This is a genomic window from Streptomyces sp. NBC_00523 (assembly GCF_036346615.1).
Taxonomy (GTDB): Bacteria; Actinomycetota; Actinomycetes; order Streptomycetales; family Streptomycetaceae; genus Streptomyces.
On sequence record NZ_CP107836.1, the window covers coordinates 1,602,244 to 1,620,716 of the forward strand.

Annotated in this window: 19 protein-coding genes; 9 read left to right on the forward strand and 10 right to left on the reverse strand. The window is 73.2% G+C overall.

Translation table 11 applies throughout. The features are described 5' to 3' along the window. The first annotated feature begins 82 nt into the window (after positions 1-82). Entirely contained in the window at positions 83-3,208 is a 3,126-nt protein-coding gene (locus OHS17_RS07210; protein WP_330311492.1) for an NACHT domain-containing protein, read from the forward strand. Here the strand turns inward: OHS17_RS07210 and OHS17_RS07215 are convergent. Then, complete coding sequence (locus OHS17_RS07215) at positions 3,205-3,918, reverse strand: VIT1/CCC1 transporter family protein (protein ID WP_330311493.1); 714 nt, start codon at positions 3,916-3,918, stop codon at positions 3,205-3,207. The genes OHS17_RS07210 and OHS17_RS07215 overlap by 4 nt on opposite strands. 81 nt (positions 3,919-3,999) lie before the next feature. Between OHS17_RS07215 and OHS17_RS07220 the strand changes: the two genes are divergently transcribed. The 5 genes from OHS17_RS07220 to OHS17_RS07240 all read left to right on the forward strand — a co-directional run bounded on the left by OHS17_RS07220 (position 4,000) and on the right by OHS17_RS07240 (position 8,840). Then, complete coding sequence (locus tag OHS17_RS07220) at positions 4,000-5,007, forward strand: DEDDh family exonuclease (protein ID WP_330311494.1); 1,008 nt, start codon at positions 4,000-4,002, stop codon at positions 5,005-5,007. Between the two features lie 63 nt (positions 5,008-5,070). Beyond that, positions 5,071-5,304 carry a hypothetical protein gene (locus OHS17_RS07225; protein ID WP_026171732.1) on the forward strand — a complete coding sequence of 78 codons (234 nt, stop codon included), beginning with the start codon at positions 5,071-5,073 and terminating at the stop codon, positions 5,302-5,304. 71 nt (positions 5,305-5,375) lie between these two features. Continuing rightward, complete coding sequence (locus OHS17_RS07230; RefSeq protein WP_161210313.1) at positions 5,376-6,191, forward strand: SURF1 family cytochrome oxidase biogenesis protein; 816 nt, start codon at positions 5,376-5,378, stop codon at positions 6,189-6,191. A 62-nt stretch (positions 6,192-6,253) separates the two neighbouring features. Next, positions 6,254-8,080 carry a glycoside hydrolase family 15 protein gene (locus OHS17_RS07235; protein ID WP_330311495.1) on the forward strand — a complete coding sequence of 609 codons (1,827 nt, stop codon included), beginning with the start codon at positions 6,254-6,256 and terminating at the stop codon, positions 8,078-8,080. A gap of 4 nt (positions 8,081-8,084) precedes the next feature. Further along, positions 8,085-8,840 (forward strand): SDR family oxidoreductase, encoded by a 756-nt coding sequence (locus OHS17_RS07240; protein ID WP_330311496.1) that lies wholly within the window; start codon positions 8,085-8,087, stop codon positions 8,838-8,840. A gap of 229 nt (positions 8,841-9,069) precedes the next feature. Here the strand turns inward: OHS17_RS07240 and amaP are convergent, their stop codons facing one another. The 5 genes from amaP to OHS17_RS07265 are packed head-to-tail and all read right to left on the reverse strand — an operon-like array spanning position 9,070 to position 11,403. Next, positions 9,070-9,657, reverse strand: a complete 588-nt coding sequence (gene amaP / locus OHS17_RS07245; protein ID WP_018104703.1) for an alkaline shock response membrane anchor protein AmaP — start codon at positions 9,655-9,657, stop codon at positions 9,070-9,072. After that, positions 9,654-10,340 carry a DUF6286 domain-containing protein gene (locus OHS17_RS07250; protein ID WP_330311497.1) on the reverse strand — a complete coding sequence of 229 codons (687 nt, stop codon included), beginning with the start codon at positions 10,338-10,340 and terminating at the stop codon, positions 9,654-9,656. The genes amaP and OHS17_RS07250 overlap by 4 nt, the downstream gene beginning before the upstream one ends. Next, positions 10,337-10,699, reverse strand: coding sequence for an Asp23/Gls24 family envelope stress response protein (locus tag OHS17_RS07255; protein ID WP_383168406.1), 363 nt, complete (start codon positions 10,697-10,699; stop codon positions 10,337-10,339). Before OHS17_RS07255 ends, OHS17_RS07250 begins: the two co-directional genes overlap by 4 nt. Next, positions 10,696-10,887 (reverse strand): hypothetical protein, encoded by a 192-nt coding sequence (locus OHS17_RS07260; protein WP_018104700.1) that lies wholly within the window; start codon positions 10,885-10,887, stop codon positions 10,696-10,698. Before OHS17_RS07260 ends, OHS17_RS07255 begins: the two co-directional genes overlap by 4 nt. A 33-nt stretch (positions 10,888-10,920) precedes the next feature. Then, the gene (locus OHS17_RS07265; protein WP_018104699.1) at positions 10,921-11,403 is read right to left on the reverse strand and encodes an Asp23/Gls24 family envelope stress response protein; all 483 of its coding nucleotides are present in this window, start codon (positions 11,401-11,403) and stop codon (positions 10,921-10,923) included. A gap of 93 nt (positions 11,404-11,496) precedes the next feature. Here OHS17_RS07265 and OHS17_RS07270 point away from each other — a divergent pair, with 93 nt between their 5' ends. Further along, the gene (locus OHS17_RS07270; protein ID WP_330311498.1) at positions 11,497-12,195 is read left to right on the forward strand and encodes a hypothetical protein; all 699 of its coding nucleotides are present in this window, start codon (positions 11,497-11,499) and stop codon (positions 12,193-12,195) included. A 59-nt stretch (positions 12,196-12,254) separates the two neighbouring features. Here the strand turns inward: OHS17_RS07270 and OHS17_RS07275 are convergent, their stop codons facing one another. From OHS17_RS07275 to OHS17_RS07285, 3 genes are all read right to left on the reverse strand, one after another. Further along, a complete protein-coding gene (locus tag OHS17_RS07275) occupies positions 12,255-13,046 on the reverse strand; it encodes an enoyl-CoA hydratase/isomerase family protein (RefSeq protein WP_073864760.1) in 792 nt (263 codons plus the stop codon). A 151-nt stretch (positions 13,047-13,197) separates the two neighbouring features. Further along, positions 13,198-13,419, reverse strand: coding sequence for a helix-turn-helix domain-containing protein (locus OHS17_RS07280; RefSeq protein ID WP_007263382.1), 222 nt, complete (start codon positions 13,417-13,419; stop codon positions 13,198-13,200). A 320-nt stretch (positions 13,420-13,739) separates the two neighbouring features. Next, positions 13,740-15,338, reverse strand: coding sequence for an ABC-F family ATP-binding cassette domain-containing protein (locus OHS17_RS07285; RefSeq protein WP_018104696.1), 1,599 nt, complete (start codon positions 15,336-15,338; stop codon positions 13,740-13,742). Between the two features lie 245 nt (positions 15,339-15,583). Between OHS17_RS07285 and ypfJ the strand changes: the two genes are divergently transcribed. Both ypfJ and OHS17_RS07295 read left to right on the forward strand, forming a co-directional pair. Further along, positions 15,584-16,471 (forward strand): KPN_02809 family neutral zinc metallopeptidase, encoded by an 888-nt coding sequence (gene ypfJ, locus OHS17_RS07290; protein WP_330311499.1) that lies wholly within the window; start codon positions 15,584-15,586, stop codon positions 16,469-16,471. A gap of 68 nt (positions 16,472-16,539) precedes the next feature. Further along, positions 16,540-16,947, forward strand: coding sequence for a VOC family protein (locus OHS17_RS07295; protein WP_330311500.1), 408 nt, complete (start codon positions 16,540-16,542; stop codon positions 16,945-16,947). A 169-nt stretch (positions 16,948-17,116) separates the two neighbouring features. On the opposite strand, the gene OHS17_RS07300 is transcribed toward OHS17_RS07295, so the two are convergent. Then, positions 17,117-18,421, reverse strand: a complete 1,305-nt coding sequence (locus tag OHS17_RS07300; RefSeq protein ID WP_330315179.1) for a hypothetical protein — start codon at positions 18,419-18,421, stop codon at positions 17,117-17,119. Positions 18,422-18,473: the final 52 nt, after the last annotated feature.

Consider the following 18,473-nt stretch of genomic DNA (forward strand, 5'->3'; position numbering starts at 1 on the left):
GGCTGTCAGCACTCTTTGGCACCTTCCGACAGGGAGGCGACGTACGATCGCTCAACCGGCGTGACTTGGTGGAGGAACTACCGTGCAGGGACTGGAAGTTGCGTTGCTGAGGCTGGCGACGACGGTGATCGGCACGGTGACCAGGTCACTGCTGGCGCCGAAGCCCGGCGCCGGCCTCGTCCCCGACCCGGTCCGCCCGCTCCCCCGCCCCGCGAAGCCGGACCGGCTGGCGAAGGTGCTGGGCGGGCGGCTGGCGGAGTCGTACGCCGATGTGCCCGGGCACGAGCGCCTGGCCGCCGTGGACGCGGTACGGGACGCCTTCGCGGCCGGGGACGCGGTGACGGCGGACCGGCTGTTCGCCGCGGGCCTCGATCCGGAACGGCTCGCGGCGGCGCTCCCGGCGCCGGATCCGGGGCTCTCGGAGCGGGCGAGGGGCTTGTACGGGGAGCTGCTGGCCCTGTGCTGCGCGCATCTGGTGGAGCAGCTGACCGCCGAGCCGTCGTTCATGGCGCGTGCGGCGGTGGAGCAGACCCGCGCCACGGAGAGCCTGCGGGAGGCGGTGGATCACGTACGCGGGCGGCTCGGCCCGGCGCCGGACGCCGCCGCCCTGGACTTCGAGGGGCGTTACGCGCGCTTCATCGCGCAGGCACACAGCCGGATGGAGCTATTCGGGCTGACGCTGGGCCGCTCGGCCGGGGACTGGCCGCTGGAGACGGCCTACATCAGCCTGGCGGTGAGCTCCCAGGACAGCGTGCCGGAATGGTGGGAGGCCGGGGGTCCGGAGCGGGTGACGGTCAAGGTGGAGCAGTGCCTCGCGGGGAGCGAGCGGCTGCTGCTGCGGGGGCCGGCCGGGTCCGGCAAGAGCACCCTGGTGCAGTGGCTCGCGGTGAACGCCGCCCGGCAGTCCTTCGGCGGCGAGCTGGCGGACTGGAACCGCTGCGTCCCGTTCGTCCTGCGCCTGCGCGCGTTCACCTCGGACGACCGGCTGCCGGGCCCGGAGGACTTCCTGCGCGCGGCGGGCGTCCCGCTGCACGGCTCGGCGCCCGCGGGCTGGGCGGACCGGCTGCTGTCGGAGGGGCGCGGCCTCGTCCTGGTGGACGGGGTGGACGAGGTCCCGGCACGGCTGCGGCAGCGCACGGAGCGGTGGCTGAAGGACCTCATCACCGCGTATCCCCGCTCCCGGTACGTGGTGACGACACGGCCCTCAGCGGTCCCGGAGAGCTGGCTGTCCGGCTCCGGCTTCGAGGCGCACTCGCTGCTGCCGATGCGGGGGAAGGACATCCGCTCCTTCATCGAGCACTGGCACCGGGCCGCCCGCCTGGAGTGCGCGTCCGACGAGGAGCGCGACCGGCTCGACACGTACGAGGAGGCGCTGCGGCACGCCGTGGTCACCCGGCGCGATCTGGGCAGGCTGGCCACCAACCCGCTGATGTGCGCCCTGCTGTGCGCGCTCAACCGCGATCGGCGCATGCAGCTGCCGAGGGCCCGGAAGGAGCTGTACGACGCCGCGCTGGACATGCTCCTCGTGCGCCGCGACACGGAGCGCGAGATCACCGGGGTCGAGGGCGTCGACCTGACCCGTGAGGAGCAGACCGCGCTGCTGCAACGGCTGGCGTACTGGCTGATCCGCAACGGCCTGGCGGAGGCGGACCGGGGCGAGGCCCTCGATCTGGTGACCGAGTGGCTGACGGCGATGTCGCAGATCCGGGCGACCCCGGAGGACGTGTTCTCGCACCTCCTCATCAGGAGCGGCCTGCTCCGCGAACCCGCGCCCGGGGCGGTCGGGTTCGTGCACCGCACCTTCCAGGACTACCTGGGCGCCAAAGCCGCGGTGGAGGCCCGCGACCTGGGCGTCCTGGTCAAGAACGCGCACGACGACCAGTGGCACGACGTGATCCAAATGGCGGTGGGCCACGCCCGCCCGGACGAACGGGAGCGGCTGCTGCGGCAGTTGCTGCGGCGCGCGGACCGGGCGCCCCGGCACCGTCACCGCCTGGTCCTGCTGGCTGCGGCGAGCGCGGAGCACGCCCCGGAGCTGGGGCCCGCGTTGCGGGCCGACATCCGCGACCGCACGGAGGCGCTGCTGCCGCCCCGCAGCCGCGAGGAGGCGGAGGCGCTGGCGGCGGTGGGGGAGCTGGTGCTGGAGCTGCTGCCGGGGCCGGGGGAGGTGGAGGGCGATCGCGCGGCGGGGTTCGTGGTGATGACTGCGGGGCTGGTGGGCGGAGATGCGGCTTACGAGGTCATCAGGCGGTATCGCGGCGCCGGTGGGCACTCGGTCGGCATCCAGCTGTGCGAGGCATGGGGCGCCTTCGACACCCTCACGTACGCGCGGGAAATTCTGGCGGCGCGGTCGTGGAGCGGGCGCGGCCCCTACCTCTCCGCATTCGCCCCAGAGCAGCTGACGACCCTCAGCCATATCCCCGACGCACGTGCGATCCGGCTCCAAGGACCCCACCCGGGGCTGTCCCCGCTGGCCACCCGCAGCAACATGACGAGCCTCTACGTCTACGACAACAAGGAGCTGACCGACCTCACCCCGCTGGCTTCGATGGATTCACTCACCAAGGTGGGGCTCAGCAAGTGCCCCGAAGTCCGCGACCTCAGCCCTCTGCATGCTCTCCCGCTGACCTGGCTCTCGTTGACAGGGCTGCACCCCGACCTGCCGGGGGAGCAACTGGAAGCCTTCACAGAGGTATCCAGCGTGTTTCTGGGACACCGCTTCCCCGTCGACAGCATCGGCGAACTCCCGCTGAGCCGCCGGCTCACCTCGCTGACCATGGGCGCGCAGGCGAGTGACATGAGCCTGGAGGGGATCGAGCAGTGGACCGAGTTGGAGTACCTGCGCATGAACAGCCGGCTCCAACTCCTCAGCGTGTCCGCTTTCACGACGCTTCCGAGGCTCCGCAGTCTCATCCTCGATGACATGGACGAGCTCGACCTCAACGCGCTGGGTGGTGCCACCCGCCTGACTGCGCTCCAGCTCCACCGCTGCCGGTTGTCCCGGGGACTGGGGCCGCTGGCCCAGCTGGGCGGATTGACCAGACTCCGTCTCTACGCGACGCGGAAGGACCTCGGCGACGCCGGGCCCTACGACCTCACCCCCCTGGCCGGCCTCGACGGACTCACTATCACCCTCGGCTCCGGCACCCCCGCCATCGGGGAGGAGCATTTTCCTCCCGGGCGCATCAGACGGCAGAGCAACCCCTAAACCCCCGCCGCCCCCAGCAAATGCCCCGCCGCGTACGTCACCGCCATGGCCACCGCTCCCCCGCCCATGTTCCGCAGCACCGCACGGCCCGGGGCCGCCTCGCCCAGGCGGGCGCTCCACCAGCCCGTCACGGCCAGCACCGCGAGGACGGAGAGCACGGTCACCGGGACCCGGGCGGTGGCCGGGGGCAGCACGATCGCGAGCAACGGCAGGAGCGCGCCCACGGTGAACGCGAGGAAGCTGGCGCCCGCCGCGTGCCAGGGGTTCGTCAGGTCGTCCGGGTCGATGCCGAGCTCGACCTCCGCGTGGGCGCGCAGCGCGTCCCGCTCGGTGAGCTGGACGGCCGCCTCATGGGCGACCTCGCGGCTCAGCCCCTTGCCCTCCAACAACCCGGTCAGCTCGGCGAGTTCCGCCTCCGGGGTCTCCTGGAGCTCCCGCTTCTCGGTGGCCAGCGCGGCCTTCTCCGAGTCGCGCTGGGTGGACACCGAGACGTATTCGCCGGCCGCCATCGACAGGGACCCGGCGAGCAGCCCGGCCAGCCCGGCCGTCAGCAGGGCACCCCGGTCGTCGGTGGCCCCGGCGACACCGACGACGAGTCCGGCGGTGGACACCACGCCGTCGTTCGCCCCGAGCACGGCGGCCCGCAGCCAGTTGAGCCGGGCGCCCAGCCCGGCACCGTGAGGTTCGTCGTGCTCAGGCGCTCGCGTCATCCCGGGATGGTCTCACCCGCGGCGCCACCGGGCACGCACCCGCACCGAATAGGGGACTGTCCGACACGGCCCGTATTCTCTGTGACCATGCTCGACGACCCGCAGACCGCAGCGCCCTGGCCGGCCGCCTACCCGCAGGGGTACGCGGTCGTCGACGTGGAGACCACCGGGCTCGCCCGGGACGACCGGATAGTGTCCGCCGCGGTCTACCGCCTGGACGCGCGGGGCGACGTCGAGGACCACTGGTACACGCTGGTCAATCCGGAGCGCGACCCGGGTCCGGTCTGGATCCACGGGCTGACGAGCGACGTGCTGGAAGGGGCCCCGCTCTTCCCCGAGATCGCCGCCGAGCTGTCCGAACGGCTGGCGGACCGGGTGCTCGTCGCGCACAACGCCGCGTTCGACTGGTCGATGCTGGCGCGGGAGTACGCGCGCGCCTCGGTCACCGCGCCGGTGCGGCAGCGGCTGTGCACCATCGCGCTGGCCAAGGAGCTCCGGCTGCCGCTGGCCAACCACAAGCTGGCGTCCCTCGCGGAGCACTTCGGCGTGGTCCAGCAGCACGCGCACCACGCGCTGGACGACGCGCGGGTGCTGGCGGAGGCGTTCCGCCCGAGCCTGCACGCGGCGGCGCGGGACGGGGTGCGGCTGCCGCTCCTGGAGTGCCGGCCGCTGACCGAGTGGTCGCAGTCGCCGGTGGCCCCGCGGTCCGGGTCCTCCTCCTCGTACGGGGGACACGGCACCTGGCGCGCCTCGCGGAAGCGTCCGGCGTGCCCGTATCCGAACCCGGGACGGTACGAGAAGGACAAACCGCTCAAGCAGGGCATGCGGGTGGCGTTCTCCGGGGACACCTCGGTCGACCGCGAACTGCTGGAGGACCGCGCGGTGGAGGCGGGGCTGCACGTGGCAACCAGCGTCTCCCGGCTGACCAGCCTGCTCGTCACCAACGACCCGGACTCGGCGACGTCGAAGACGGTGAAGGCGAAGGCCTACGGCACCCCGGTCCTGGACGAGAGCGCCTTCACCCATCTCCTGCGCGATGTCGCCCCGGCCGTCGCGAAGGTGCCGGCGCCCACGCCGTCATCGGAGTGAACCGGGAGCGACTCGCCGCCCGCCGACCGCCCACTGCCGCGTCCGGGTCCCACCCTGTGGCGCATGGCACGTTGTGAGGTCTGCGGAAACGATTACGGGATGTCCTTCGAGGTGCACGCGCAGGGCGCGGTGCACGTCTTCGACTGCTTCGCCTGCGCCATCCACCGCATGGCGCCCATCTGCGAGCACTGCCGGGTCCAGGTCATCGGCCAGGGCGTCGAGGTCGACGGACACTGGTTCTGCGGCGGGCACTGCGCCCGCGCGGAGGGGAAGGTGGGCATCGTGGACCGCGTCTGAGGACGCGGGGCGGCCACCCCTTCGGCCACCCCGTGCGCGAGGCACCCCGCGGCCGGTTGTACCGTCGTGGGGTGTACCGCTTCCTGATGACCCGGCAGTGGCTGATCCTCGCCCTCCTCTCGCTCGTCCTCATCCCCACGATGATCGAGCTGGGTTTCTGGCAGCTGCACCGGCACGAGCACAAGGTCGCGCAGAACGCCCTGATCTCGCGCAATCTGAAGGCGGACCCGGTCGCCGTGTCCGCACTCACCTCCCCCGGCCACACCGTTCCGCGCGCGGACTACTGGCGCACCGTGACGGCCACCGGGACCTTCGACGAGAAGCACGAGGTGGTCGTCCGCCGCAGGACCGCCACCGACGGCTCCATCGGCGTCCACGTGCTGGTCCCGTTCGACCTCAAGGGCGGCGGCACGGTCCTGATCAACCGGGGCTGGGTCCCCTCCGCCGACGACCAGCACGCCTTCCCCGACGTACCGGCCGCCCCGAAGGGCGAGGTGACCGTCACCGGGCGCCTCAAGGCCGACGAGACGACCGGCGCGAGCGGCATCAAGGACATCTCGGACCTTCCGGACCGTCAGGTGATGCTGATCAGCAGCGCCCAGCAGGCCCGGCTGCTGGACCGCCCGGTGCTCGGCGGCTACATCGAGCTCACCGCCCCGGCGCCGAAGAACGGCTCGCCGGAACCGATCGAGGCCCCCGACGACAGCTCCATCGGCCCGCACATGGCGTACGCCGTGCAGTGGTGGCTGTTCGCCGCCGGGGTCCCGGTGGGCTTCGTGGTCCTGGCCCGGCGTGAGAAGCGCGACCGGGTCGCCGCCGCGGAGGCGGCCGCCGCGGCCGCCGAGGACGCGACACCGGAACCGGAGCCCGAGCCGGCCCAGGGGTGACTCCCGCCTCTCCTGGCACGCAGTCTGCTTAACGGAGGCCCCGTTCGGGAAGACGCCTGAACGTGACCCCACGCATCGAGGACTACGCCCTCATCGGCGATCTCCAGACCGCGGCCCTGGTCGGCAAAAACGGTTCTGTCGACTGGTTGTGCCTGCCCCGCTTCGACTCGGGCGCCTGCTTCGCCGCCCTGCTCGGCGACGAGGACAACGGCCACTGGCGGATCGCCCCCAAGGGCGCGGACACCTGCACCCGACGTGGCTACGCGGGCGACTCCCTGGTCCTGGAAACGTACTGGGAGACACGCACCGGCACCGTCAAGGTCATCGACTTCATGCCGCAGCGCGACAGGGAGCCGGACGTGATGCGGATCGTCGAGGGGGTCAGCGGCACCGTCGAGATGGCGTCCGTGATCCGGCTGCGCTTCGACTTCGGGTCCATCGTGCCCTGGATGCGCCGCTCGGACGGCCACCGGGTCGCGGTCGCCGGGCCGGACTCCGCCTGGCTGCGCAGCGAACCGCCGGTCAAGACATGGGGCCAGCAGTTCTCCACCTGTTCGTCCTTCACCGTGTCCGAGGGCGAGAAGGTGGCCTTCGTGCTGACCTGGCACCCCTCGCACTCGCCCCGGCCCAAGCTCGTCGACCCCTACGAGGCGCTGGAGAACTCCCTGACCGACTGGGCCGAGTGGTCCGCCCGCTGCAAGTACGAGGGCCCGTACCGGGACGCCGTGATCCGCTCGCTGATCACCCTCAAGGCGCTCACCTTCGGCCCGACCGGCGGCATCGTGGCGGCCCCGACCACCTCGCTCCCGGAGGAGATCGGCGGCGTACGGAACTGGGACTACCGCTTCTGCTGGCTGCGGGACTCCACGCTCACCCTCGGCGCGCTGGTCTCGGCCGGCTATCTGGAGGAGGCCGCCGCCTGGCGGGACTGGCTGCTGCGCGCGGTCGCCGGGGACCCGGCCGACCTCCAGATCATGTACGGGCTGGCCGGCGAGCGCAGACTCCCCGAGTCCGAGCTGCCGTGGCTGCGCGGATACGAGAACTCCGCCCCGGTCCGGATCGGCAACGCGGCGGTGCGCCAGCGCCAGCTGGACGTCTACGGGGAGGTCATCGACTCGCTCCGGCTGGCCCGGGACGCGGGCCTGGACGACAAGCCGCACGCCTGGAGCCTCCAGCTCAGCCTGCTCGGGTTCCTGGAGTCCACCTGGCGCGAGCCGGACGAAGGGCTGTGGGAGATCCGCGGGCAGCGGCGCCACTTCGTGCACTCCAAGGTGATGGCCTGGGTCGCGGCCGACCGGGCGGTGCGCAGCCTGGAGGACGACCCCTCGCTGGCCGGGGACGCCGACCGCTGGCGGGCGATGCGGGACGCCGTGCACCGGGAGGTGTGCGAGAAGGGCTACGACCCGGTGCGCAACACCTTCACCCAGTCGTACGGCTCCCGGGAGCTGGACGCCGCGACGCTCCTGATCGCCCGCACCGGCTTCCTGCCGCCGGACGACCCGCGGGTGATCGGCACGGTCGACGCGGTGCGCGAGGAGCTGGGCAGCGACGGTCTGGTGCGCCGCTACAGCACGGACGGCGGCTCGATCGACGGCCTGCCGGGCGGCGAGGGCGCCTTCCTGGCCTGCTCGTTCTGGCTGGCGGACGCCTTGCGGATGACCGGGCGACCCGAGGAGGCCACCGAGCTCTTCGAGCAGCTGCTCGCCCTGCGCAACGACGTGGGCCTGCTCGCCGAGGAGTACGACACGGCGGCGGGGCGCCAGCTCGGCAACTTCCCGCAGGCGTTCAGCCACATCGGCCTGGTCGGCACGGCGGTCGCGCTCGCCGAGGCGCAGCCCGCCGAAGCACGGGCCGCCGAGGACGACGCCGGGGGCGGCACGGCAGGATAGGGCCATGGATCTTGGACTGAAGGACCGTGTGTACATCGTCACCGGAGCGACGCGCGGGCTCGGCCACGCCACCGCGCGCGCCCTGGTGGCGGACGGCGCGAAGGTGATCATCACCGGCCGGGACGAGCGGCGCGCCCAGCAGGCCGCCGCCGAACTGGGCCCGGACGCCGTCGGCCTCGCCTCCGACAACGCCGACCCGGCGGCGGCCGAACGTCTGGTGGAGGCCGCCCGGGAGGGCCTGGGCCGGCTCGACGGCATCCTCATCAGCGTCGGCGGCCCGCCGCCGGGCGGGATCGCGGACAACACCGACGAGCAGTGGCAGAGGGCCTTCGAGTCCGTCTTCCTGGGTGCGGTACGGCTGGCCAGGGCGGCCGCCGCGGCGCTCGGCGAGGGCGGGGTCATCGGCTTCGTGCTCTCCGGTTCCGTCCACGAGCCGATTCCCGGGCTGACCGTCTCCAACGGGCTGCGCCCCGGCCTGGCCGGTGTCGCGAAGTCGATGGCCGACGAGCTCGGACCGCGCGGCATCCGGGTCGTGGGTCTGCTGCCGGCCCGGATCGACACGGACCGGGTGCGGGAGCTGGACGCGCTGTCGGGCGACGCGGAGGCCTCGCGCACCGCCAACGAGGCGAACATCCCGCTGCGCCGCTACGGCACCCCGGAGGAGTTCGGCCGCACGGCCGCGTTCCTGCTGTCCCCCGCCGCCTCGTACCTGACGGGCATCATGGTGCCGGTCGACGGCGGCTACCGGCATGGCTTCTAGGGCGTGTCCGCGAAGTCCCGTCGTACGCCCGAAGGGCGTGGCCCGCGGCGCATGGTGCGTGCTCTCGGCGTGCCGGCCGCAATCCCCCGTACTGGACGTACTAGGGATTTCGGCCGGTGCGGCGAGAGTGCGTGCCAGGCGTCGCGGGCCAGACGGGACTTCGCGGACACGTCCTAGGGGCGTGCGGTGATACGGCGGTGGCGCGGGGTCCGCGCCACCGCACCGCCCGTCAGCTCACCCGCGCGGCCCGGTGCTTGACGGCCTTGAGCCGGACCTCGGCGGGCAGCCGGGCCAGCCCGGCGGAGTCCCGCGCGTGGGCCAGCGCCTCGCCGCTCAGCCTCCCCAGCGCCTCGTCGGGCGCGGCGTGCGGCTCCATCAGCAGCCGGACGCGGGCGGCCGGGGTGGAGCGCTTGCCGGTCAGGGTGACCTGGGCGCGGGCGACGCCGTCCAGGGCGCCCGCCTCCCCGGCGAGCACCCCTTCCAGGGCGCGGCCGCGCAGCAGGGCGCCCTCGCCGTCCCCGCTGTCCACCAGCACCTCGTTGAGGCGGGAGCGGCGGAGCTGGGCCAGCAGCCACCACAGGGCGAGAACCACGAGGACGGCGAGGACCGCGATCACGGTCGGCCACCACCAGCCCTCGCCGCGCCAGCGGTCCCGGTCGGCCTCGCTGAGCAGGACGTCGTTCTTGCCGTACCAGGGCCACCAGGACGGCACGGAGAGGCCCGCCGCCGCGGCGAGCACCCCGCCGCCCACACAGATCAGCACCAGCCCGGCCAGCCCCAGCAGTACCCGGTTGACGGTCCTGAGCACGCCGTTCACCCCTTCTTCGCCGGCCGGCGGACATGGACCGACAGGCTCGGCTGCCTGGCGAGTCCCAGTTCCCGGATGCCTGTGGAGAGCACGGTGTCCAGGTCGGCCCGTACGTCGTCCAGTTCCCGGAAGTGCGAGACGGCACGCACTCCCACCTTGCTCCGGCCCATGCGGACCCGGACCGACTGGACGCCGGCCACCTCGACGGCCCGGTCGCGCAGCACCATGGCCGCCGCCGTCCGGTCGAGCCCGGCGCGCACGTCGGTGTGTTCGCGGCGCATCGGCAGCAGTTCGCGCAGCCCGGGCGTGAGCGCGAGGAGCAGCAGCCAGAGCCCGAGGGCGGCCGCGACGGACGCGCCGGTCAGCACCCAGACGTCGTCCAGCCGCCGGGTCGCGAGCTCGTCCGCCAGGGTGCGGCGCCACTGCATCGCGGGGTGTCCGGCACGGACCGCTGCCACGTCGTAGAGGAGCAGGCCGCTCGCGCCGAGGATCACCGCGGCGGTGATGCCGGCGGGGATGCGGCGGGCGGCCCAGAAGCGCCCCGCGTGACCGTCGGGCCGTTCCTTGCCGGGCGCGGGGTCGTAGGCCGCGGAGGAGGCCGACTGGTCGAGTGCGAGGACACTGCCGTGTTCCACCGCCCCGACCTCGGGCGGTCGCCGCGTGCCGTCGTCCGGGTCGTGGGGCTCGGTCATCGAATCCTCCCCTGTGCCGCCAGGCTCGCTCCGGTGGGATGCAGGCGTTCGACCTGGACGGCCACTTCGGGCACCTCCATCCCCGCCAACGCCTTTACCCGCTCGGCGACCCGCCGACGCACGGCACCGCACTGGTGGCCGATGTCCGTGGGATATCCCAGCTCCAGACTCACCCGTACGCGGGCGGTGTCGCGGTGCACGGTGACCGTGGCACGGGGCGACGCCGCCTCCTTCGGGGTCGTGTCGACCGCCTCCTTGGCCGCCTGCGCGGCGATCTTCGCGACCACCCGGTCGGCGATCCGCGTCTCTCCCCGTTCCCCGGCCGGGACCGGGCCGCTCGCCCCCGACACCGCCGTCACCGCCGTCGGTCGCCGCGCTCGCGACTGCGGAAGAAGTCGCCGGGTTCCAGGTCGCCGTCGACGAAGCGGCCGGCGACGAAGCCGACCGCTCCGAGGGCGGCCACCAGCACAAAGGCTCCGAACCCGCCGAAGTATCCGGCGAAACCGAGCGCCATGCCGGCCAGCAGACCGGCCACAGCCATGCTCATCGTGTGCTCCTCAACCGCTCGGGGACGCCGGGACTACTGGACGCGGGACTCTGACTCGTCGTCATCGTCGTCCTCATCGGGCAGCTTCACGTCGCTGACGGCGATGTTGACCTCGACCACTTCCAGGCCCGTCATGCGCTCGACGGCCGCGACGACGTTCTCCCGTACATCGCGGGCGACGTCGGCGATCGACACGCCGTAGTCCACGACGATCTCCAGGTCCAGCGCGGTCTGGGTCTCGCCGACCTCGGCCTTGACGCCCCGGGTGACGGACTTGGAGCCGCCGGGGACCCGGTCGCGGACCGCACCGAACGTGCGGGACAGGCCGCTGCCCATCGCGTGCACCCCGACGACGTCGCGTGCCGCCATTCCGGCGATCTTCTCGACCACGCCGTCCGCGATGGTCGTACGGCCGCGGGTGCCGGGATCGCCTCCGCCGCGCTTGGTCAGGCTGCTGCCGCCCGAGGCGTTGCTGTCGGGGTTCTCGGGCCGGTTCCGCTGTGGGGTCTCGGTCATCGCCGCTCTTCCCTTCGGGGCAGATGTGACTACTTCGCCCACATTAAGGGCGCTTGCCCCGACTCGCGCTGTGGATACGGCAGTCTGGTGGCCATGACGACGGCTGACGGCCCGCACAGGGCCCACGCGTGGACGGCTGCGGTACGGCAACGGCTCTCGCTGGGGCGGCTGCTCCCTCTGGGCGGTCCGGCGGACGGCACCTGGATCGCGGAGCGGGCCGCGGTCGCGGTGCTGCGCCGGGCCGTGGCGGGCCCCGGGCCCGGTCCGGTTCTCGGTGAGCTGCGGATCGCCGTGGCCGACCCGGACTCGGCTCCCGCCGCACAGGTGCCCCCGCCCCCGAGCGCGCTGCCGCCGGGTCCCCTACGAATCGAGGCGACGATGACCGCGACGGCCGACCGGCCCCTGCCCGCAGCCGCCGACGCGTTGCGCGCGGCCCTTCTGTCGGCCGCCGCGCGCCGGCTGGGCCTGGTGGTCTCCGAGGTGGACCTGCGGGTGACGGGACTGCTCGACGGCTCACCCGAACGGGTGGAGCCGGAGCCGGTGGAGGTGCGCCCGGTGGACGCGGAGAACGCCGCGGGGCGGGCCGCCGCCTCGGTGGCCGGGGTGGCGGCGCTGACCGGCGTGCTCGGTCCGGCGGTGCGGACGGGCGAGGACCATGTGCGCGTCGAGCTGGCGACGGAGAGCGGTCACCGCGCGCTGGACGTGGCCCTCGCCGTGCGCGAGGCGGTGACGGAGGCGGCCGAGGGGCGGCCCCCGGTCGCGGTGCTGGTCACGGCGGTCGCGGAGGACTGAGCCGCGGTACGGGTACGGGCCGGCGGGGGCGTCACGGCCCCGGCCGACCCGCCCGTGCGTCAGCCGAGGGCGCTCGCCAGGTCGCGGAGGCGGCGGCCCTGCGCGGCCCGTTCGGCGGCGCGCTGCTCCTCGTACGTGCGCGAGAGGGCTCCGCCCAGCAGCGCCTTGGTCTCGATGACGGCGTCGCGCGGGGCGGCCAGCAGGGCACCCGCCAGGTCGCGCGCGGCGCCTTCGAGGTCGGCGGCGGGCACGACGAGGTTGGCCAGGCCGGTGCGCTCCGCCTCCTCGGCGTGGACGTAGCGGCCGGTGGCGCAGATCTCCAGCGCGCGGGCGTACCCGACGAGGTGCACCAAGGGGTGCGTTCCGGTGAGGTCGGGCACCAGGCCGAGGCTGGTCTCGCGCATGGCGAACTGGACGTCCTCGGCGACGATGCGCAGGTCACAGGCGAGGGCGAGCTGGAAGCCCGCGCCGATGGCGTGGCCCTGGACGGCCGCGATCGACACGATGTCGTTGCGGCGCCACCAGGTGAACGCCTCCTGGTACTCGGCGATCAGCGCGTCGAGCTCGGCCTCCGGGCCGCGCCCCATGTCGAGGAACGACGGCTCACCGTCGAACCCCTCGGGGGTGAACGCCTGGCGGTCGAGCCCGGCGGAGAACGACACGCCTTCGGCGCGCAGCACGACGACCCGCACACTCCCGGGCAGGGCCCGTCCGGCCTCGGTCAACGCCCGCCACAGAGCGGGAGACTGGGCGTTGCGCTTCGCCGGGTTGGTGAGGGTCACCGTGGCAACCGCGTCGTCGACGGTGAGTCGGACGCCGTCCTGGTCGAGCACGGAGTCGAGCGAGGTCATACGGGTCCTCCGGTTCGGGTGCAGTCAGCACATCAAGCTAAGTGACTGAACAGTAACCACCGGATCGGCCCTGCGGCCGACCGGGTGGGCGCACCCGGACCAGGGAACTCCCGGGGCCGTCCGTCGACGTACCCCGATCCGCTGCCGGCCGTCAGGCCGCAGCGGCCTTCTTGCCTCGTGTGGCGCCGCCGCGTCCGCGGAGCGTCACGCCGGATTCGCTGAGCATCCGGTGGACGAATCCGTAGGAGCGGCCCGTTTCCTCGGCCAGCGCCCGGATGCTCGCACCGGAGTCGTACTTCTTCTTCAGGTCTGCCGCGAGCTTGTCGCGCGCGGCGCCGGTTACCCGGCTGCCCTTCTTCAGAGTCTCGGCCACCCGTGCCTCCTCATGGGAAGTGCGCTCTGGACTCTCATGATCACCCCTCGGGCGCTTCCTGGCCACCCATTCGGCAAGGTCTCTGCGACCGGATTCGCGCCCCGGGAGTGCGCCGGTGCGACCGGAATGCCTCATTCCAACAGGTCGTACGGGGTGTCGTGCGGGCGTCCGGGAAGGAACGTCCAGGTCAGGGCACGCAAGGACAGGGGGGCGGAAATGGGTGCGCCCGGCAGCTATCTGCCGGGCGCCGCGCCGAGGTATGAGACGTACTCACACAGATGACGGATCTCGGGTAGGCCGAATGATCCAGTCCGGGGGGATCAGGCCAGGGCGACCAGGTCCCGGTAGTCCGCACCCCACAGGTCCTCGATGCCGTCCGGAAGCAGGATGATCCGCTCCGGCTGAAGGGCCTCGACGGCGCCCTCGTCGTGCGTGACGAGGACGACGGCGCCCTTGTACGTGCGCAGCGCGCCGAGGATCTCCTCGCGGCTGGCCGGGTCCAGGTTGTTGGTGGGCTCGTCCAGCAGGAGCACGTTGGCGGAGGAGACGACCAGGGTCGCCAGGGCCAGCCGGGTCTTCTCGCCGCCGGAGAGCACCCCGGCCGGCTTGTCCACGTCGTCCCCGGAGAACAGGAACGAGCCGAGCGTCTTGCGGACGTCGACGAGGTCCAGGTCGGGGGCGGCGGAGCGCATGTTCTCCAGGACCGTGCGGTCCGGGTCCAGGGTCTCGTGCTCCTGGGCGTAGTAGCCGAGCTTGAGGCCGTGGCCCTCCACGACCTGGCCGGTGTCGGGCTGCTCGGCGCCGCCGAGGAGCCGCAGCAGCGTGGTCTTGCCGGCGCCGTTGAGGCCGAGGATGACGACGCGGGAGCCCTTGTCGATGGCCAGGTCGACGTCGGTGAAGATCTCCAGCGAGCCGTAGGACTTGGAGAGCCCTTCCGCCATCAGGGGCGTCTTGCCGCAGGGCGAGGGGTCGGGGAAGCGCAGCTTGGCGACCTTGTCGGCGACCCGGACCTCGTCCAGGCCGGACAGCAGCCGGTCGGCGCGCTTGGCCATGTTCTGCGCGGCGACCGTCTTGGTCGCCTTGGCGCGCATCTTGTCCGCCTGCGCGTTGAGGGCGGCGGCCTTCTTCTCGGCGTTCTGGCGCTCGCGCTTGCGGCGCTTCTCGTCGGCCTCGCGCTGCTGCTGGTAGAGCTTCCAGCCCATGTTGTAGACGTCGATCTGGGAGCGGTTGGCGTCGAGGTAGAAGACCTTGTTGACGACCGTCTCGACCAGCTCGACGTCGTGGGAGATCACGACGAAGCCGCCGCGGTAGGTCTTGAGGTAGTCGCGCAGCCAGACGATCGAGTCCGCGTCGAGGTGGTTGGTCGGCTCGTCCAGGAGCAGCGTGTCGGCGTCCGAGAAGAGGATGCGGGCCAGCTCGACGCGGCGGCGCTGACCGCCGGAGAGGGTGTGCAGCGGCTGGCCGAGCACCCGGTCGGGCAGGCTGAGCGCGGCGGCGATGGTGGCGGCCTCGGCCTCGGCGGCGTAACCGCCCTTGGTGAGGAACTCCGTCTCCAGGCGCTCGTACTTCTTCATCGCCTTCTCGCGGGTGGCGCCCTTGCCGTTCGCCATCCGGTCCTCGTTCTCCCGCATCTTGCGCAGGATCTCGTCCAGGCCGCGGGCGGACAGGACCCGGTCCCTGGCCAGGACGTCGAGGTCGCCGGTGCGGGGGTCCTGCGGGAGGTAGCCCACCTCACCGGAGCGGGTGATGGTGCCCGCGGCGGGGACGCCCTCGCCGGCGAGGCACTTGGTGAGGGTGGTCTTGCCCGCTCCGTTGCGGCCGACGAGGCCGATGCGGTCGCCCTTGGCGATGCGGAAGCTGGCGGATTCGATGAGCAGACGGGCGCCGGCGCGCAGCTCGATGCCGGAGGCGGTGATCACGGGGAGGTACTCCAGGGCGGAAGGAAGGGCGGAGGAACGACGGGTGGTGACGGATCGACGCCGCTACTCACGCACACGCACAAGGAGAACTGCCATGGAAACCAGTCTACTGGCGGTGTCCACCGACTTTTCCGCGTGCTCCCCCACGGGTGCGCCCGCCCGGGCGCAGGACGTGAACAGGGCATTACAGGGCGTATGCCCGGATACTCGGCGAAGGGACCGTGATCCGTGGCGGAGGGTATGCGATGCAGTTCGACGACGACGCCGGTCTGGACACGTCGGAGGTCAGGGACGTACGCGGCAGCCGCATCCCGGGCGGCCGGGCCACCGTGGGCGGGGGCATCGCCGGGGTGATCGCGCTGATCCTGGGGCTGCTCTTCGGGGTGGGCCCCGACCAGCTCGGGCTCTCGTCGGGCGACTCGCCGTCGGCGACCGCGTCCTCGGTGGGGCAGGTGGCGCGGGACTGCCGGACCGGGCGGGACGCCAACACGAAGGACGACTGCCGGATCGTCGCGGTGGTCAACAGCGTGCAGGACTACTGGGGCCAGGAGTTCACCCGGCGCGACGCGCGGTACGCGACGGCGCGGACCGTCCTGTTCACCGACCGGGTCGGTACGGCCTGCGGCTCCGCGACCTCGGCCGTGGGCCCGTTCTACTGCCCCGGCGACCGGCAGGTCTACCTCGACCTGGGGTTCTTCGACGAGCTGCGGACGAAGTTCGGGTCGAGCGGCGGGCCGTTCGCGCAGGCGTACGTCGTCGCCCACGAGTACGGACACCACGTGCAGAACCAGATGGGGACGCTGGGCCGGGCCCAGGACGGGCGGACCGGCGAGAACAGCAACGCGGTCCGGGTGGAGCTCCAGGCGGACTGCTACGCGGGGGTCTGGGCGCACCACGCGACGACCACGCCCGACGAGTCGACCGGGCGGCCGCTGATCACCGAGCTCACCCGGGCGGACATCCGGGACGGCCTGGACGCGGCGGCGTCGGTCGGGGACGACCGGATCCAGGAGCGGTTCCAGGGCCGGGTCACGCCCGAGTCCTGGACGCACGGGTCCGCGGCGCAGCGGCAGGAGTGGTTCACCACGGGGTTCCGGAGCGGGGACATGGGCGACTGCGACACGTTCCGCTGAGACGTTGTCGGCGGGCGGTGCGAGACTGAGACGTGGATCACACAAGCCGTACGAAGGAGCTGAGCGCGATGGCGGAGACGGGTGTGGCGACGGTGTACCCGACGCTCCTCTACGACGACGCGAAGGGCGCGATCCGGCTGCTGACGGAGGGGCTGGGGTTCGTCGCGGAGGCGGTGTACGAGGGGGACGACGGGTCCGTGACGCATGCGGAGCTGTCGTGCGGGAACGGCAGGGTGATGCTGGGGTCGCGGGGGCGGGAGGGGGTTTTCGCCCGGGCGATGGCGGGGGCGGGGCCTGCGGGGGTGTATGTGGTGGTGGCGGACGTGGATGCGCACTATGCGCGGGCGGTTGAGCATGGAGTGGAGATCTTGATGCCGCCCACGGATCAGTCGTACGGGTCGCGGGATTACATGGCGCGGGACGGGGAGGGCAACGTGTGGAGCTTCGGCACGTATGCGCCGGGGGCGGCGGGCTGAGGCGGGGGGCGCCTGCGGCGGGCCCTGTCCGCTACCCGCCCCTTCCCGAAACCGGGGCGCCTCCCCGGACCCCGCGCCTCAATCGCCGGCGGGGCTGGAAGTGGCCGCGCGGCAAAATCAAGCCCCTCCGGCGATTGAGGAGCGGGGGTACGGGGGCAGCGCCCCCGAATCACGAGCCGCCCGTGTGGACCTGGAAGGCCGCCTTGCGGACCGCCTTGGCCAGGGCCGGGTCCGGGTGGGCCGCGGCCAGGGCCACCAGGACCTGGACCGTGCGGGGGTGGCCGACGGCGCGGACCTCGTCCAGGAGGGCCGGGACCGTGCCCTGGACCGCCGAGTCGAGGTGGCGGACCAGGAGGCCCGTCTCACCGTGGTCGGCGACGGCCGCCGCCGTGTCGACCCAGAGCCACGTTGCCTCCTCGCGGCTGAGGACCTCCTGAGCGTCCTCGGGGTCCGCGCCGTCGTACTCGGCGAGCCAGAGCAGCGCGTACGGGCGCAGGGGCGGGTCGGTCAGGACGGCCCGGACCTCGGGCTCCGCGGGGGCTCCCACGACGCGCAGGGCCTCGAAGGCAAGGCCGCGCAGCAACGCGTCCTCGCCCCGGGCGACGTCGAGCAGTTCGGCGACGGCGCTGCCGACGGGGCGGGCGGCCAGCCAGGCGCGGTATTCGGCGCGGGCGGGGCCGGGGGTGAGGCGGGCGCAGCCGAGGAGCATGTCGGCGGCGGCCTGCTCGATGTTGCCGGCGGGGCTCTGCGCGGCGACGCAGATCTGTTCCAGCTTGACCCAGACCGCCCAGTTGCCGAGCGGCGTCAGCGTGGCCTGGTCCGCGCCGAGGGTGAGCGCCCCGACATCGGCCAGGCCCTCCAGGGCCCAGTCGAGCAGACGGGCGACGAGGGCCGGGGGGTGGGCGGTGGGCGCCGGTTCGGCGGGGGCGGGCAGCGGCTCGGAGCCGTACGGCACCTCGCAGCGCTCCTCGTGGAGTTCCGCGACGCGCTGGCCGAGGAGGTCGAGGAGGGCGGGCACGGTGACCGGGCCGGCCGAGAGCTGAAGCAGCGAGAGGACCTGCGGCACGGCCTCGACGGCCTCGGCGACCGCGGTGGACTCGACGCCCCGGGGCGCGGGGTGGACGAGCGACCAGGCGTCGAAGAGCGCCACCCAGCCGCGCAGCACCGCGGAGTCGTCCCGGTCCCAGGCGCGCAGCCGCCAGCCGGGGCGTGCGGTGTCGCCGTGGAGTTCGACCAGTCCGGCGAGCCGGGCGCGGTCCCAGCCGGAGCGCACCCGCTCCGGGGAGATGTCCAGCGCGGCGGCGGCGTGTTCGAGTGCGGCCGGCGGTGGGGTGCCGGGGCCCGCCCCGTCGGCCGCCCAGCGGGCGATCCGTACGGCGTCGGCGAGGACCGTCCGGGCCTGGCGGGCCAGCTCCGCCCGGGGCGGGGTGCCCTCGGGCGGGCGCGGCGCGGGCCTGGTGCGCCGGGTGGTCACGGCCCTTCGGGCGGTGGTGAGGGGTCGCGGGCGGACAAGACGCAGCCTGGAG